Source organism: Streptomyces sp. NPDC002785 (assembly GCF_040295565.1).
Taxonomy (GTDB): Bacteria; Actinomycetota; Actinomycetes; order Streptomycetales; family Streptomycetaceae; genus Streptomyces.
Genome location: NZ_JBEOVN010000174.1, coordinates 1 through 15,875, shown reverse-complemented (window position 1 = coordinate 15,875; position 15,875 = coordinate 1). Strand labels below are relative to the sequence as shown.

General features: G+C 69.1%; 14 protein-coding genes. 10 read left to right on the top strand and 4 right to left on the bottom strand.

Translation table 11 applies throughout. The features are described 5' to 3' along the window. Positions 1–1,272 (bottom strand): IS200/IS605 family accessory protein TnpB-related protein (locus ABTZ94_RS29500; protein ID WP_351205167.1); only part of this gene is annotated, 1,272 nt, incomplete at its 3' end. 147 nt (positions 1,273–1,419) lie between these two features. Beyond that, positions 1,420–1,650: a hypothetical protein gene (locus ABTZ94_RS29495; RefSeq protein WP_351205165.1), complete on the bottom strand. Its 231-nt coding sequence runs from the start codon at positions 1,648–1,650 to the stop codon at positions 1,420–1,422. Between the two features lie 291 nt (positions 1,651–1,941). Here ABTZ94_RS29495 and ABTZ94_RS29490 point away from each other — a divergent pair, with 291 nt between their 5' ends. The 5 genes from ABTZ94_RS29490 (at position 1,942) to ABTZ94_RS29470 (ending at position 7,528) form a co-directional block, all read left to right on the top strand. Then, positions 1,942–2,691 carry an ABC transporter ATP-binding protein gene (locus ABTZ94_RS29490; RefSeq protein WP_351205163.1) on the top strand — a complete coding sequence of 250 codons (750 nt, stop codon included), beginning with the start codon at positions 1,942–1,944 and terminating at the stop codon, positions 2,689–2,691. A 173-nt stretch (positions 2,692–2,864) separates the two neighbouring features. Further along, complete coding sequence (locus tag ABTZ94_RS29485) at positions 2,865–5,408, top strand: DUF4118 domain-containing protein (protein ID WP_351205161.1); 2,544 nt, start codon at positions 2,865–2,867, stop codon at positions 5,406–5,408. Between the two features lie 70 nt (positions 5,409–5,478). Next, a complete protein-coding gene (locus ABTZ94_RS29480; RefSeq protein WP_351205169.1) occupies positions 5,479–6,171 on the top strand; it encodes a response regulator in 693 nt (230 codons plus the stop codon). A gap of 175 nt (positions 6,172–6,346) precedes the next feature. Further along, the gene (locus tag ABTZ94_RS29475; RefSeq protein WP_351205159.1) at positions 6,347–6,763 is read left to right on the top strand and encodes an OB-fold nucleic acid binding domain-containing protein; all 417 of its coding nucleotides are present in this window, start codon (positions 6,347–6,349) and stop codon (positions 6,761–6,763) included. 3 nt (positions 6,764–6,766) lie between these two features. Next, a complete protein-coding gene (locus ABTZ94_RS29470; protein WP_351205157.1) occupies positions 6,767–7,528 on the top strand; it encodes a DUF3159 domain-containing protein in 762 nt (253 codons plus the stop codon). An 80-nt stretch (positions 7,529–7,608) separates the two neighbouring features. Here ABTZ94_RS29470 and ABTZ94_RS29465 read toward each other — a convergent pair whose 3' ends face one another. Continuing rightward, positions 7,609–8,286: a potassium channel family protein gene (locus tag ABTZ94_RS29465; protein ID WP_351205155.1), complete on the bottom strand. Its 678-nt coding sequence runs from the start codon at positions 8,284–8,286 to the stop codon at positions 7,609–7,611. Beyond that, positions 8,286–8,954 carry a potassium channel family protein gene (locus ABTZ94_RS29460; RefSeq protein ID WP_351205153.1) on the bottom strand — a complete coding sequence of 223 codons (669 nt, stop codon included), beginning with the start codon at positions 8,952–8,954 and terminating at the stop codon, positions 8,286–8,288. Before ABTZ94_RS29460 ends, ABTZ94_RS29465 begins: the two co-directional genes overlap by 1 nt. Positions 8,955–9,410: 456 nt before the next feature. Here ABTZ94_RS29460 and ABTZ94_RS29455 point away from each other — a divergent pair, with 456 nt between their 5' ends. The 5 genes from ABTZ94_RS29455 (at position 9,411) to ABTZ94_RS29435 (ending at position 15,590) form a co-directional block, all read left to right on the top strand. Continuing rightward, positions 9,411–10,067 carry a GntR family transcriptional regulator gene (locus ABTZ94_RS29455; protein WP_351205151.1) on the top strand — a complete coding sequence of 219 codons (657 nt, stop codon included), beginning with the start codon at positions 9,411–9,413 and terminating at the stop codon, positions 10,065–10,067. Positions 10,068–10,170: 103 nt separating this feature from the next. Then, on the top strand, positions 10,171–11,229 hold the full coding sequence (locus ABTZ94_RS29450; protein ID WP_351205149.1) for a 1-aminocyclopropane-1-carboxylate deaminase: 1,059 nt from the start codon (positions 10,171–10,173) through the stop codon (positions 11,227–11,229). 113 nt (positions 11,230–11,342) lie between these two features. Continuing rightward, a complete protein-coding gene (locus ABTZ94_RS29445; protein WP_351205147.1) occupies positions 11,343–13,391 on the top strand; it encodes an APC family permease in 2,049 nt (682 codons plus the stop codon). A 100-nt stretch (positions 13,392–13,491) separates the two neighbouring features. Beyond that, entirely contained in the window at positions 13,492–14,820 is a 1,329-nt protein-coding gene (locus tag ABTZ94_RS29440; protein ID WP_351205145.1) for a class I SAM-dependent RNA methyltransferase, read from the top strand. Between the two features lie 86 nt (positions 14,821–14,906). Further along, positions 14,907–15,590, top strand: a complete 684-nt coding sequence (locus ABTZ94_RS29435; RefSeq protein ID WP_351205143.1) for a hypothetical protein — start codon at positions 14,907–14,909, stop codon at positions 15,588–15,590. Positions 15,591–15,875 lie beyond the last annotated feature (285 nt).

Here is a 15,875-nt window from a genome sequence, read left to right as displayed (position 1 = left end):
GGCGGGGTCGACCGCGACAATGCTCAGGCCCTGTTCGGCGGCCATGGAGACCAGCCGGGCCTTGAGTCTGCCGGTCGGGATGCCGGAGATCAGCTGCCGGAACCGTTTCCGGCGGCCGTGCTTCTCGCGGGTCTTCTCGGTGGTGAAGTCGAGGTCTTCGATGCTGATCGCGGCGGCACCGGTCTGCTTGGCCCAGTGGATCAGGTGGGTCAGGGCGTGGCGGATCTGTGCGTCGCGGTGGGCGGTGGTGCCGGAGAGGTCGTAGGGGAAGCGGTGCGGGTCGCCGATGGGGTTGCCGTGTGGGTCGAGGTGGTAGGCGGCGAAGTGGTCGGCGTTGGTGTCGACGCCGATCATGCCCCGGGCGCGGGCAGTGTCCAACGGGATGGTCTGGACGGCGGGGCGTTGCCAGGACGCGGTGAGGTACCAGCGGCCGCGTCCGGTGTCGAGGTGGATGCGGTAGGCGACGGCCCGGTTCGCGGCGATGCGGTCGGCCCACTCCTGACCCCGGTGCGCGAACGCCACGGTCGAGGCGAGGGTGTAGCGGCCGTGTTTGGTGTTGGCCAGGTGCGTGAGTGGGGCGGGCAGTTTGATGGACACTTCGCCGTCCGGGGTGATGCGGATCGTCTCGTTCCCGAACCGCTTGCCCGACTCACCGTCGGCGGCGATGAACCAGCGTTCCACCTCCCAGCGTTCCCGCCACTGGCCTTCGGTCAGCTGGGCTTTGGTGAGGTGGTGGCGGGTATTGAGGAGGCGCTTGCCGCCCCGCACCACACGAACGCGTCCGGCTTGCCGGTCGGCAGCAACGGCCGCGTGCCGCGCCTCCAGCGCGGCGAGGCGCCGGGACTTGTGGAACCACTCGCTTCGGGAGCGGTAGCCGCCCAGGGCCCGCTTCGTCCCGGGTTCACCGATCGGGAGGGACAGGTGGTGGCGCAGCGTCCTGATCCCGGCTTCCAGCGTCTGGATGTGTGCGGCCTGGCAGCGGCGGGCCAGTGCCCACTGGTCGTGTGTGGCCTTGGTGATGGCACCCGCGATCCGTGACGACGACTGCGCGGTCAGGTCCCGCTTGCGTGACGCCCAGGTGTCCTTGCTGTGCTCCAGGCCATCCGCGCAGCGAGCCCTGAGATCACGCGAGGCCAGACGGCCTTGATGCTCACCGATCAAGCGGAGCACGTTCTCGTCCTGGGTTGTGAGGTGCTTGAGGCGGTCCCGGACCGCCACCCCGCAAGGCCCGGGCACCACGAAGGACCCGGCCAACTTCCGTAAACCACCCACCACACCACCCCCTCTCCCAACGCCGGACACCTGCCACCCAGCCCAACGAGCAGCAACCGCCAAGGTCACCCATTCGGCCCCAGAACCTCCGTTCCCACCTCTACCAACCCCACCGCCAGGACTCACTCCCGCTCACCACAACTCACTTCAGTGCAGCAAACCGGCAGCAGCTCGCAACCCCTTTGTGCCATGCGCTCGGTTGCCGCCGTTGCGGTCCGCGATGCGTTGCAGGGCGCGCAGATGGGGCATCACCTGCTGCTCGGAAACGGTGGGGGCCGGCGCTTCCCTGGAGGTGGTGGCGGCGGCAACCGTGGACAGGGTCAGGGATATCCCGAGGGCTCCGGCGGCCAGCCCGGGAAGCTTTCTTCGTAACGTCATACGCACCCTTTCGAGGACGGGGCACTCGCCCGGTGGACCCAAGGGCTGTCCCGTAATCCCTGGCGGGCGCGCGTATTACGGGACAGCCCATGGCCAGGTTGGTCAGTCGGTGTCAGGAAGTTGTCGGGAAACGGTTGCCCTTCGATGAGGAAGGAGCCGGTGTCTGGCGAACTGTCAGGTCCGTGCGGGCATTGCCCAGTCCCGGGTCGCACGCACATACTGGCGGCCAACGGGACCGAGCACGCACGGGACCGAGCACGCACGGGGGAGAGACACGTACGGGGGAGAGGCATGACCGACAACACGGGCCGGACGAGCACCGGTGGCCAGGGCGGCGCCGCAGTCGCTGAGGACCCGGCCCGCAGGCCCATGGTCCGGGTCGAGGACCTGCGCCGCTCGTACGGCACAGGCGCCGCAGCCGTGCACGCGCTGCGCGGGGTGTCCTTCGAGGTGCCGCGCGGTGAACTCGTCGCGCTCAAGGGACGCTCGGGCTCCGGCAAGACGACACTCCTCAACCTCGTCGGTGGACTCGACAGCCCCGACGGCGGCCGGATCACCATCGACGGCACGGACCTCGCCGAACTCGGCGAGAACGGGCTCCTGGAGCTGCGCCGGGACCGGATCGGCTTCATCTTCCAGTCCTTCGGCCTGATCCCGATCCTGACCGCCGCGGAGAACGTCGGCGTACCCATGCGGCTGCGCAAGGCGGACCCGCGCGAGCGCGAGGACCGGGTCGCGCTGCTGCTCTCCATGGTCGGCCTCGCCGACCACGCCGCTCAGCGCCCCGGTGAACTCTCCGGCGGTCAGCAACAGCGCGTCGCGATCGCCCGGGCACTGGCCAACCGGCCCGCGTTGCTGATCGCGGACGAACCGACGGGGCAGCTCGACGCGGAGACCGGGCTCGCGGTGATGGAGCTGCTGCGGGCGGTGGTACGGAGCGAGGGGGTCACCGCGCTGGTGGCGACGCATGATGCACAGCTGCTGGGGCTGGCGGACCGGGTACTGGAGCTGAGCGACGGGCACATCGTCGAGCACGAGTAGTGTCGAGTACGAGTAGTGGGGACGGGGCGCGGGCCGGGTCCCGTCCGAGGCGTCAGAATCCTGTCAATTCGGTCCCTCGCCCCACCCCCGGTCCCATTTGTCGAGAATCCTCGGGGTAGCTTCGAACTGGCTGCCGCATCGGCGGCAGCCGGTTCAGAGAAGACAATGGGGCCATGGCACGCGGCAAGCTTCGGATCTACCTGGGTGCGGCACCCGGCGTCGGCAAGACGTACGCGATGCTCTCCGAGGGCCACCGCCGTGTGGAACGGGGCACCGACTGCGTCGTCGCCTTCGTGGAGCACCACGACCGCCCGCGCACCGAGGTCATGCTGCACGGCCTGGAGCAGATCCGGCGCCGTGAGATCGAGTACCGCTCCGCCGTCTTCACCGAGATGGACGTCGACGCGGTCCTGGAGCGCGCCCCGGCCGTCGCCCTGGTGGACGAACTGGCGCACACCAATGTGCCGGGCTCCCGCAACGCCAAGCGCTGGCAGGACGTCGAAGAGCTTCTCCAGGCCGGTATAGACGTGATCTCCACCGTCAACATCCAGCATCTGGAATCGCTCGGCGACGTCGTCGAGGCCATAACCGGCGTACGGCAGCGCGAGACCGTCCCCGACGAGGTCGTCCGCAGGGCCGACCAGCTCGAACTCGTCGACATGTCGCCCCAGGCGCTGCGCCGCCGGATGGCCCACGGCAACATCTACAAGCCGGACCGGATCGACGCGTCCCTGTCCAATTACTTCCGCCCCGGCAACCTGACCGCCCTGCGCGAGCTGGCCCTCCTCTGGGTCGCCGACCGGGTCGACGAATACCTTCAGCAGTACCGCGGCGAGCACAACATCCGCACCACCTGGCAGGCCCGCGAACGCATCGTCGTGGGACTCACCGGCGGTCCCGAAGGCCGTACGCTCATCCGCCGCGCGTCCCGGATGGCGGCCAAGGGCTCCGGCAGCGAGATCCTCGCCGTCTACATCGCCCGCAGCGACGGACTGACCTCCGCCTCGCCCAAGGAACTCACCGTCCAGCGCACTCTCGTGGAGGACCTCGGCGGCACGTTCCACCATGTCATCGGCGACGACATACCGTCGGCCCTCCTCGAATTCGCCCGTGGGGTGAACGCCACGCAGATCGTCCTCGGCTCCAGCCGCCGCAAGGCCTGGCAGTACATCTACGGACCGGGCGTGGGCGCCACCGTCGCCCGTGACTCCGGCCCCGACCTCGACGTCCACATCGTCACCCACGAAGAGGTCGCCAAGGGCCGGGGGCTGCCCATCGCCCGCGGTGCCCGGCTGGGCAGGGTCCGGATCATCTGGGGCTGGCTGGTCGGTGTGGGCGGCCCGGCCCTTCTCACGCTGCTCCTGATCCGCCTGGACAGCGGCCCCGGCCTCGCCAACGACGTCCTGCTCTTCCTCTTCCTGACCGTCGCCGCGGCCCTCCTCGGCGGGCTGCTGCCCGCCCTCGCATCGGCCGCCGCCGGTTCGCTGCTGCTGAACTACTGGTTCACCCCGCCCACCCACACCCTGACCGTGCAGGATCCGGAGAACTTCGTTGCCATCGTGATCTTCTTCGCGGTGGCGGTCTCGGTCGCCTCGGTCGTCGATCTGGCGGCCCGCCGCACTCATCAGGCGGCCAGGCTGCGGGCCGAGTCGGAGATCCTCTCCTTCCTGGCCGGCAGTGTGCTGCGCGGCGAGACGACTCTGGACGCACTCCTGGACCGGGTCCGCGAGACCTTCGGCATGGAGTCCGTCGCCCTGCTGGAACGGCAGAGCGACGTCGATCCGTGGACGTGCGCCGGGAGCGTCGGGCCGGGCCCGGTGGCCCGGCCGGAGGACGCGGATGTGGACATGCCCGTCGGCGACCACATGGCGCTCGCGCTCTCCGGCCGGGTGCTGCCCGCCGAGGACCGCCGGGTGCTCGGCGCGTTCGCCGCCCAGGCCGCCGTCGTGCTGGACCGCCAGCGCCTGGTCGACGAGGCGGAGGAGGCCCGGCGGCTCGCCGAGGGAAACCGGATCAGGACGGCTCTCCTCGCCGCCGTCAGCCACGATCTGCGTACCCCGCTCGCCGCCATCAAGGCCGCCGTCAGCTCCCTGCGCTCCGACGACGTCGCCTGGTCCGACGAGGACGAGGCCGAACTCCTGGAGGGCATCGAGAACGGCGCCGACCGCCTCGATCACCTCGTGGGCAACCTCCTGGACATGTCCAGGCTGCAGACCGGCACCGTCACCCCGCTGATCCGCGAGATCGACCTCGACGAGGTGGTTCCGATGGCGCTCGGAGGCGTCCCCGAGGGCAGCGTGGACCTGGACATCCCCGAGACCCTGCCGATGGTCGACGTCGACCCCGGGCTGCTGGAGAGGGCCGTCGCCAACATCGTCGAGAACGCCGTCAAGTACAGCCTTTACGGAGAACGCGTCACGGTTGCCGCCAGCGCGCTCGGCGAACGCGTCGAGCTACGGGTGGCCGACCGCGGTCCCGGCGTCCCCGACGACGCCAAGGAGCGCATCTTCGAGCCCTTCCAGCGCTACGGCGACGCCCCGCGCGGCGCAGGCGTCGGGCTGGGCCTCGCCGTCGCCCGCGGCTTCGTGGAGTCCATGGGCGGCACGCTGGACGCCGAGGACACCCCCGGCGGCGGCCTCACCATGGTGCTGACCCTCAAGGCGGCATCGGGGTACGTTCCCGTCAGCCCCGACCTGCCCGCGCGGGTCACCTCATGACCCCGCGGGTCACCTCATGATCTCCGCAACGTCCCAGGAGATCGCCGTACACCAGAAAGGCAGGGCCCCCATGACCCGGGTGCTTGTGGTCGACGACGAGCCGCAGATCGTACGCGCCCTCGTGATCAATCTGAAGGCGCGCAGGTACGAGGTGGACGCCGCGGCCGACGGCGCGACCGCCCTCCAGCTCGCCGCCGCCCGCCACCCCGATGTCGTCGTCCTCGACCTCGGACTGCCGGACATGGACGGCGTCGAGGTGATCAAGGGGCTGCGCGGCTGGACCCGGGTGCCGATTCTGGTGCTCTCCGCCCGTCACACCTCCGACGAGAAGGTCGAGGCCCTGGACGCAGGCGCGGACGACTACGTCACCAAACCGTTCGGCATGGACGAGCTGCTGGCCCGGCTGCGCGCCTCCGTCCGCCGCGCCGAACCCGTAGGCCAGCAGGGCTCCGACGACGTCGTGATCGTGGAGACCGAGGCGTTCACCGTCGACCTGGCGGCGAAGAAGGTCCACCGAGAGGGACGCGACGTACGGCTCACCCCCACCGAATGGCACCTGCTGGAGGTCCTGGTCCGCAACAGCGGCCGGCTGGTCAGCCAGAAGCAGCTGCTCCAGGAGGTCTGGGGGCCCTCGTACGGCACCGAGACCAACTATCTGCGGGTCTACATGGCGCAGCTCAGGCGCAAGCTGGAGGCCGACCCCTCGCACCCCCGGCACTTCGTCACCGAGCCGGGGATGGGCTACCGCTTCGAGCGCGGCTGAACGCGTCGCCGGTCCTGTCCCGTAACCCGTGCCGGGCTCTGCCGCGTAATCCGTGCGTTGCAGGGCCCGGTCCCGCAGTCCGTATCCGGCCGTGTCCCGTAACCCTTGCGAGTGACTCGTTCGAGTGAGACCCGGGACGCCCGCCCGGGGTACGGGAGACCGGTACCCTTCGGGTATGAGTGCTGTTCCTCGATTCGAGAAGCCCGGCAAGGCTGCGAAGCCGTCCGGCCGCTTCCGGCGGATGCTCGACCGGCTGTCCAGCTCCCAGGAGGACCTGGAGTCCGAGGAGCTGCAGGAGGACGCGCAGGCTTCGGGGTGCACGCGGATCTCCGAATGCGCCGACCGCCAGATCGTCAAGGTGACTGGTACGTTGCGGACCGTCACCCTGCGGCCGCGCGCCGGAGTGCCCGCCCTGGAGGCAGAGCTCTTCGACGGCACCGCGCCGCTGGACGTGGTCTGGCTGGGCCGGCGCTCCATCGCGGGCATAGAACCGGGCCGCAAGCTCATCGCCTCGGGCCGGATCGCCATGAGCCATGGACGCCGGGTGCTGTTCAACCCCACATACGAACTCCGACCGCTCGGCAAGGAGTAGCCGGTGACGTCTCTTGACAAGCCGACGTCCGACAAGGACCGCACCACCCGCACCGATCAGCAGGACGCCGACGCGAAGGCGGTCACCGAGGCAGCGCTCTTCGAGGCGTTCGGCGGTGTCCGGGGGATGGTGGAGACAGTCGTTCCCGGGCTGCTCTTCGTCACGATCTTCACCATCAAGAAGGATCTGCACCTGTCGGCCATCGCGGCCCTGGTGGTGTCCCTGGTCCTCGTCGCCGTACGGCTGATCCGCAGGGACACCGTCAAGCACGCCTTCAGCGGTGTCTTCGGCGTGGCCTTCGGTGTGGTCTTCGCGATGATGACCGGCAATGCCAAGGACTTCTACCTGCCGGGCATGCTCTACACGCTCGGCCTGGCACTCGCCTACCTGATCACCACCCTCGCCGGGGTGCCGCTGATCGGTCTGATGCTGGGCCCGGTGTTCAAGGAGAACCTCTCCTGGCGCACCAGGAACCCCGGCCGCAAGAAGGCGTACGCCAAGGCCAGCTACGCCTGGGGGCTGGTCCTGCTCGCCAAGTGCGCGATCCTCTTCCCGCTGTACTGGTGGGCCGACACCACCCAGTTCGGCTGGGTCCTGGTCGCCCTGAAGATCCCGCCGTTCCTGCTCGCGGTCTATCTGACCTGGGTCTTCCTCGCCAAGGCGCCGCCGCCCATCGATGTCTTCGCCGAGATGGAGGCGCAGGAGGAGGCCGAGAAAGCCCGCAAGGCGGAAGCGGCCGCCGCGACGCGCCATCAGGAGTTCTGAACCGTCCACGACAGACGGAAGGGGCCCGGAACCGTTTTCACACGGTGCCGGGCCCCTTCCCTCTGCCTGCCCTGCGTCGGTCAGCCCTCCGAGTCGCCCCGGCGCACCGACAGCAGATCCTCAAGCTGCTCCTCGCGGGCCTGTGCGGCCACGAACAGCAGCTCGTCACCGGCCTCCAGCGTCTCCTCGGTGCTCGGCGTCAGAACGCGCCGGCCTCGGATGATGGTGACCAGCGAGGTGTCCTCGGGCCAGGCCACCTCGCCGACCTGGGTACCGGCCAGCGCCGACTCCGGGGGCAGCGTCAGCTCGACCAGGTTGGCGTCACCATGGCTGAAGCGCAGCAGCCTGACCAGATCGCCGACACTCACCGCCTCCTCGACCAGGGCCGACATCAGACGCGGCGTGGAGACCGCGACATCGACGCCCCAGGCCTCGTTGAACAGCCACTCGTTCTTCGGGTTGTTGACCCGGGCGACGACCCTCGGCACGCCGTACTCGGTCTTCGCGAGCAGCGAGACGACCAGATTCACCTTGTCGTCGCCGGTCGCGGCGATCACGACGCTGCAGCGTTGAAGTGCCGCCTCGTCGAGTGAGGTGATCTCGCAGGCGTCCGCCAGCAGCCACTCGGCCATCGGCACCCGCTCCACCGAAATGGCAGTCGGCGCCTTGTCGACGAGCAGCACCTCGTGCCCGTTCTCCAGCAGCTCGCCCGCGATGGAACGGCCCACCGCACCGGCCCCGGCAATCGCGACACGCATCAGTGACCGCCCTCCTCAGGACCCTCGGCGAAGGCCGCCTCGACCTTCGCGATCTCGTCCGTACGCATGATCACGTGGACCAGGTCGCCCTCCTGCAGCACCGTCTGCGAGGTGGGCAGTATGGCTTCGCCCAACCGGGTGAGGAACGCCACGCGGACGCCCGTCTCCTCCTGCAGGGTGCTGATCTTGTGGCCGATCCAGGACGGTGTGGTGTGCACCTCCGCGAGCTGCACACCGCCGCTCGGATCCCGCCACAGCGGCTCGGCGCCCGAGGGCAGCAGCCGCCGCAGCATCTGGTCCGCGGTCCAGCGCACGGTGGCGACGGTGGGGATACCGAGACGCTGGTAGACCTCGGCGCGCCGGGGGTCGTAGATCCGCGCCGCGACATTCTCGATGCCGAACATCTCGCGGGCCACCCGGGCGGCGATGATGTTCGAGTTGTCGCCGCTGCTCACCGCGGCGAAAGCACCGGCCTCCTCGATCCCCGCCTCACGGAGGGTGTCCTGGTCGAAGCCGACACCGGTGACGCGCCGCCCACCGAATCCGGACCCGAGGCGCCGGAACGCCGTGGGGTCCTGATCGATGACGGCGACCGTGTGCCCCTGCTGCTCCAGGGTCTGCGCGAGAGCGGCTCCTACTCGCCCGCAGCCCATGATGACGATGTGCACCTTGCGCCTACCTCGCAGTCCTGGTTGTCCGGCTGACCTGCGAAAACACCCTGCTCACACTTCTTCCTCAGCTTGCCGGGCAAACAACGGGGCAACGGTCTGTTCCGTTGCCCAGGATGAGCTTACGACCTCCCCCACGATAGGGAGCGGGCTCCCGGCGTCCTGCGACTCCGCTTGCGGCGTTGTCGTCAGTCAACAACTCCCCCATAGCCCGAAAGGCATGGGAGGGGCCCCCTTCGCGTTGCTTCCCTCCTGCGCCTTGCGGTTGCACGCACCCAGCCCCGCTCCTTCTCCCACCCCCATGTGCCGGTCGGTCCTGTGCGGCTGGGAGTGCGAAGCCTCATCCGAGTGCGCTTTCGCCGCGCCCCGCGATGGGGACGGGGAGGGCCGCCGACCGCAGCCACTGCGGGACGGACCCTTGAGTACAACCAGCACAGACATCTAACATGTCAGTTCATGGAGACCCTGCGCCCCGTCAGACGGACTCTGCTGCGGGACACCGCGTACGAGGCGATCCGTGACGCCATCGTCCGCGGCGACATCCCGCCCGGTGCCCCCGTCCGCGACGCCGACCTCGCCGAACGCCTCGGGCTGTCCCGGGCCCCGGTCCGCGACGCGCTGTCCCGGCTTTCCGGCGAGGGTCTTGTCGAATCCAAGCCGCAGAGCTACACCCGGGTGACCCGGTTGGTGCCGCGCGACGTCCGGGACGCGGCGGCGGTCGTACGGGCCATGCAGGAACTCGCCGCCAGGACGGCCGTACCCCTCCTCACGGATTCGGACATCACCGCGATGCGCGAGGCGAACGACCGCTTCCGGGACGCGGCCCGCCGCGGCGACGTGGCGGACGCGCTGCGCACCGACGACCGGCTCCACGACGTCCTCGTCACCGCCTGCGGCAACCGCGCCGTGGCCGCCACCGTCGAGCGCTACACCCCTTTGATCCGGCGCCTGGAGTGGCGGCAGTTCGGTACGGCGAGCGCGGCACACGGCTCGGCGGAGCTGCACGACCGGCTGATCGAGGCATGCGCGGAGCGCGATGCCGAAGCCGCGGCCCTGGTCACAGCGGAGATCTGGCGGGCGCTCGAAGAACTCGTCGACGAACCGTCCGACTAGTCCGACGGCCCGACCACCATCACCCCACCAACCCCCGACCACCATCGCCGCACCGACCCCCGACCACCATCACCCCACCAACCCCCGACCAAGGGAGCCCCCCGTGACGCCCGCATCGCCCGCAGCCCCGTCCTCTCCCTCCATCTCCTCGTACGACCGCTACCCCCTCCTCTTCGGCCCGTCTCCCGTGCACCGCCTCGACCGGCTCACCGACCACCTCGGCGGCGCCGCCATCTGGGCCAAGAGGGAGGACTGCAACTCCGGCATCGCCTACGGCGGCAACAAGACCCGCAAGCTCGAATACCTCGTCGCCGACGCCCTGGCGAAGGGCTGCGACACACTCGTCTCGATCGGCGGGGTCCAGTCCAACCACACCCGCCAGGTCGCGGCGGTCGCGGCCCGTGCCGGCCTCAAGTGCGTCCTCATCCAGGAGAGCTGGGTCGAGTGGCCCGACGCCGTCTACGACAAGGTCGGCAACATACTGATCAGCCGACTGGCCGGCGCCGACGTCCGTCTGGTGCGCGCCGGGTTCGGCATCGGTGTCAAGGAAAGCTGGGAGCAGGTGCTGCGTGAGGTCGAGGAGGGCGGCGGTCGGCCGTACGCCATCCCCGCCGGCGCGTCCGACCATCCTCTCGGCGGGCTCGGCTTCGCCAACTGGGCGTACGAGGTCGCCGAGCAGGAACGCGCACTCGGCGTGTTCTTCGACACCGTGGTCGTCTGCTCGGTGACCGGCTCCACCCAGGCCGGCATGGCCGCGGGCTTCGCCGCGCTCGAAGAGGAGGGAGGCCGCCCCCGGCGCGTGCTGGGCATCGACGCCTCCGCCGAACCCGCCCGTACCCGCGAGCAGATCGCCCGGATCGCGGCTGCCACCGCACGGCTCATCGGGGTGCGCCGCGAGCTCACCGTGGACGACATCGAGCTGGACGAGCGCTATCACGCGGGCACGTACGGCATCCCCGACGACACCACTCTCGACGCGATGCGGCTCGCCGCCCGTACCGAGGGCATGGTCACCGACCCCGTGTACGAGGGGAAGTCGATGGCCGGGACGGTCGACCTCGTGGCGCGCGGCGAGATCGCCCGCGACTCCACCGTCCTTTACGCCCATCTCGGCGGCCAGCCCGCGCTCAACGGCTACAGCGCCCTGTTCGCGGACGCCTGAGCGCAAGGATTTCGTTAAGGATTTCGTGGCGTTTTCGGCCGAGCGCAGGAGATTGCGGGGCCACGGGGGTGGTGGGTCTGCGGCTTCCATACGGAACGCTTACGATCCTCTGCGTGTCCAAACTGACCGACTTGCCCAAACGGATTCTGATCGGACGGGCGCTGCGCAGCGACAAGCTGGGAGAAACACTCCTCCCCAAGCGCATCGCACTTCCCGTCTTCGCATCCGACCCGCTGTCCTCGGTGGCGTACGCGCCGGGAGAAGTTCTCCTGGTGCTGTCCATCGCGGGCGTGTCGGCCTACAGCTTCAGCCCCTGGATCGCGCTCGCGGTCGTGGTCCTGATGTTCACGGTCGTTGCCTCGTACCGGCAGAACGTGCACGCCTACCCGAGCGGTGGTGGCGACTACGAGGTCGCCACCACCAACCTCGGCCCCAGGGCCGGGCTGACCGTGGCGAGTGCACTGCTGGTCGACTACGTGCTGACCGTCGCGGTGTCGATCTCCTCCGGGGTGGAGAACCTCGGCTCCGCGATCCCGTTCGTCGTCGAGCACAAGACGACGGCCGCGATCGTGGCCATCGTGCTGCTGACACTGATGAATCTGCGCGGCGTCAAGGAGTCCGGCAAGCTCTTCGCCATCCCCACGTATCTCTTCGTGGCCGGCGTCTTCATCATGATCGCCTGGGGCGCGTTCCGGGGGCTGGTCCTCGGTGAAACCATGCACGCCCCGACCTCGGGTTTCGAGATCAAGGCCGAGCACGAGGGGCTGGGCGGCTTCGCGCTGGTCTTCCTGCTGCTGAGGGCCTTCTCCTCCGGCTGTGCCGCCCTCACCGGGGTCGAGGCGATCAGCAACGGTGTACCCGCCTTCCGCAAGCCGAAGAGCAAGAACGCCGCGACGACGCTCGCGATGATGGGCCTGCTGGCCGTCACCATGTTCTGCGGCATCATCGCCCTGGCCATGGCCACCGACGTGAAGATGGCGGAGAACCCGGCCACGGACCTGATCAACAAGGGTGTCCCGGTCGGCTCCGGCTACGTCCAGGACCCGGTGATCTCGCAGGTCGCGGCCGCCGTCTTCGGCGGCGACACGTTCTTCTTCATCTTCCTCGCGGCGGCCACCGCACTCGTTCTCTTCCTGGCTGCCAACACCGCGTACAACGGCTTCCCGCTGCTCGGCTCGATCCTCGCCCAGGACCGCTACCTGCCCCGCCAGCTCCACACCCGCGGTGACCGGCTCGCCTTCTCCAACGGCATCGTGCTGCTGGCGGGAGCCGCGATCCTGCTCGTCTGGATCTACGGAGCGGACTCGACCCGGCTCATCCAGCTCTACATCGTCGGTGTCTTCGTCTCCTTCACCCTCAGCCAGACCGGCATGGTCAGACACTGGAACCGCCACCTGGCGACGGAGAAGGACCCGGCCAAGCGCCGCCACATGATGCGCTCCCGCGCCATCAACACCTTCGGCGCCTTCTTCACCGGCCTGGTGCTCGTCGTCGTGCTCGCCACCAAGTTCACCCACGGTGCCTGGGTCGCGCTGCTCGGCATGGTGATCTTCTACGGGACGATGACCGCGATCCGCAGGCACTACGACCGGGTCGCCGAGGAGATCGCCGCGGAGGAGACCCCGGCCGACGAGACGATGCGGCCCTCCAGGGTCCACTCGATCGTCCTGGTCTCCAAGCTCCACCGGCCCACGCTGCGCGCCCTCGCCTACGCCAAGCTGATCCGCTCCGACCGGCTGGAGGCGCTCTCCATCAGCGTCGACCCGGCCGAGACCAAGGCGCTCAGGGAGGACTGGGAGCGGCGCGGCATCGACATCCCGCTGAAGATCCTCGACTCCCCGTACCGCGAGGTGACCCGGCCGGTCATCGACTACGTGAAGGGCCTGCGCCGGGACAGCCCGCGCGATGTCGTGAGCGTGTACATCCCGGAGTACGTGGTCGGTCACTGGTACGAGCACCTTCTCCACAACCAGAGCGCCCTGCGCCTCAAGGGGCGGCTGCTGTTCACCCCGGGCGTGATGGTGACCTCTGTGCCGTACCAGCTGGAGTCCTCCGAGGCGGCGAAGAAGCGCGCCAGGAAGCGCGCCGAGTGGAACGCACCGGGTTCGGTGCGCCGCGGACCCGTGGAGCGCAGGCCCAAGGAACCCGCCGACAAGGGCTGACGAAGCCCGTCTGCTCGTGGTAAACGGCCGGACGACACCGACGTAGACTCGTGGGTTGTTGTCCGGCCGTTTTTCCCTTGATCTCTGGAGCCACCCCCTCATGCAGAACGAACCCACGTCGTCGCTGGTCGGGGAGGAGTACGAGGTCGAGGTCGGGCCCGTCGCACACGGCGGCCACTGCATCGCCCGCACCTCGGAGGGCCAGGTCCTCTTCGTACGGCACACGCTTCCCGGCGAGAAGGTCGTTGCCCGGGTCACCGAGGGTGAGAGCGACTCCCGCTTCCTGCGCGCCGACGCGGTACGGATCATCGAGGCGTCCAAGGACCGCGTCGAGGCACCCTGCCCGTACGCCGGTCCCGGCAAGTGCGGCGGCTGCGACTGGCAGCACGCCAAGCCCGGCGCCCAGCGCCGGCTCAAGGGCGAAGTGATCGCCGAACAGCTCCAGCGCCTCGCGGGCCTCACCCCCGAGGAGGCGGGCTGGGACGGCACCGTCATGCCGGCCGAGGGCGACAAGCTTCCGGCGGGCGAGGTACCGGCCTGGCGCACCCGGGTCCAGTACGCCATCGACGAGGACGGCCGCGTCGGCCTGCGCAAGCACCGCTCGCACGACGTGGAGCCCATCGAGCGCTGCCTGATCGCGGCCCCCGGCGTCACCGAGCTCGGCATCGAGAAGCGGGAATGGCCCGGTATGGCCTCGGTGGAAGCCATCGCCGCCACCGGCTCCCACGACCGCCAGGTCATTCTCACGCCGAGGCCCGGCGGCCGGCTGCCCCTCGTCGAGCTCGACAAGCCCGTCTCGGTGATGCGCGTCGACGAGCGCGACGGCGGCGTCCACCGCGTGCACGGCCGAGCCTTCGTCCGCGAGCGCGCCGACGACCGTACCTACCGGGTCGGCTCGGGCGGCTTCTGGCAGGTCCACCCGCAGGCCGCCAGCACCCTCGTCCGCGCCGTCATGCAGGGCCTCCTGCCCCGCAAGGGCGACACCGCCCTCGACCTGTACTGCGGCGTCGGCCTGTTCGCCGGCGCCATCGGTCAGCGCATCGGCGAGAAGGGCGCCGTCCTCGGTATCGAGTCCGGCAAGCGCGCCGTAGAGGACGCCCGGCACAACCTGAAGGACCTGGAGCGGGTCCGCATCGAGCACGGCAAGGTCGACCAGGTCCTGCCGCGCACCGGCATCACCGAGACCGACCTGATCGTCCTCGACCCCCCGCGCGCAGGCGCCGGCAAGCAGACGGTCAAGCACCTGACCGGCCTCGGCGCCCGCCGCATCGCCTACGTCGCCTGCGACCCGGCGGCCCTCGCCCGCGACCTGGCGTACTTCCGCGACGGCGGCTACAGGGTGCGGACGCTGCGCGCGTTCGATCTGTTTCCGATGACCCATCATGTGGAGTGTGTGGCGATTCTTGAGCCTGCTGAGAAGGGTGCCTGACCTGCGGTTTCGTAGCCCCCGGTAGTACGTTCGACCTGTTTCCACCCGCGGAACGGGTCGACCGGGCGGGTCGCCCGTCTCAGGTCATGGTGCACTACCCCAGTGCCGTCGATCCGATGCCGGACCGGTTCGACATAACCTGGAGCAGTTCGAGCGGTGCCAGCGATTCGGTGCCGAATACTTGGCACGGATTCGGTGCCGAATACCTGGCATGCCGCCCGGTCCAAGTCTTCGATCGGAATGTGAAAAGAATGTGGATCGAGCGAATCGCTGAGGCCGCGAACTGGGATCCGCTTCGGCCTGAGATTTCCTGGAGCAGCGTTGAGGAAGATCTCGGTACGGCACTGCCCGAGGATTACAAGAAGCTTGCCGAGGCGTTCGGCAAGGGAGAATTCTCGGAATTCTTGCATGTTCTCACCGTCGATGGCACGAGGCAGTTCGACCTGGCCAGAATCTGGAAGAAGTATCTCGACGGCGCCCCGGAGGACGGGCCCGATCCCCTCTTCAAGCCCTACCAGATGTACCGGCCCGGTCGGCGTGGTCTCATTCCTTGGGCGTTCGGCGAAATGGAGTGCAACTACTTCTGGCTGGCGTCCGCGGAGGAAGATCCGATGAGCTGGCCCATCGTCACGCAAGGCGATCCGTACCCCTGGCAACAAGTGAGCATGTCCACTTCCGAGTTTGTCTACCGAGTATTGACGGATCCGGAGTTCGAGCCGTTCTCTATCGCGAGGCTGTTTCCGGAGCCTGACTTCTACCCGATGGATTGAGTCGCGCAGCACTCTTGCGCCCGACGTGAGTTTTCAGTGACGGCCCCCAGGCCCCGTGGGGGCCGTCATGTGCGTCTTGGCGTACTGACGGCCGACGACCTGCCTGCATAGCGGCTTGACGTGCTCCCTGGCCTGAAGTCCAGGGATTCCGGCCTGGGTCGTGTGACCCTTCCGGGGGCTTCCTGCTTCGACGCGCTGTGCCGGGACTTTCGTCCTGGTCTTACCGGCGCTCTGCGAGGCGTTTAGCGTCTCCGCCCGTCCGGCGGCGACGATACGGCGTCCTTC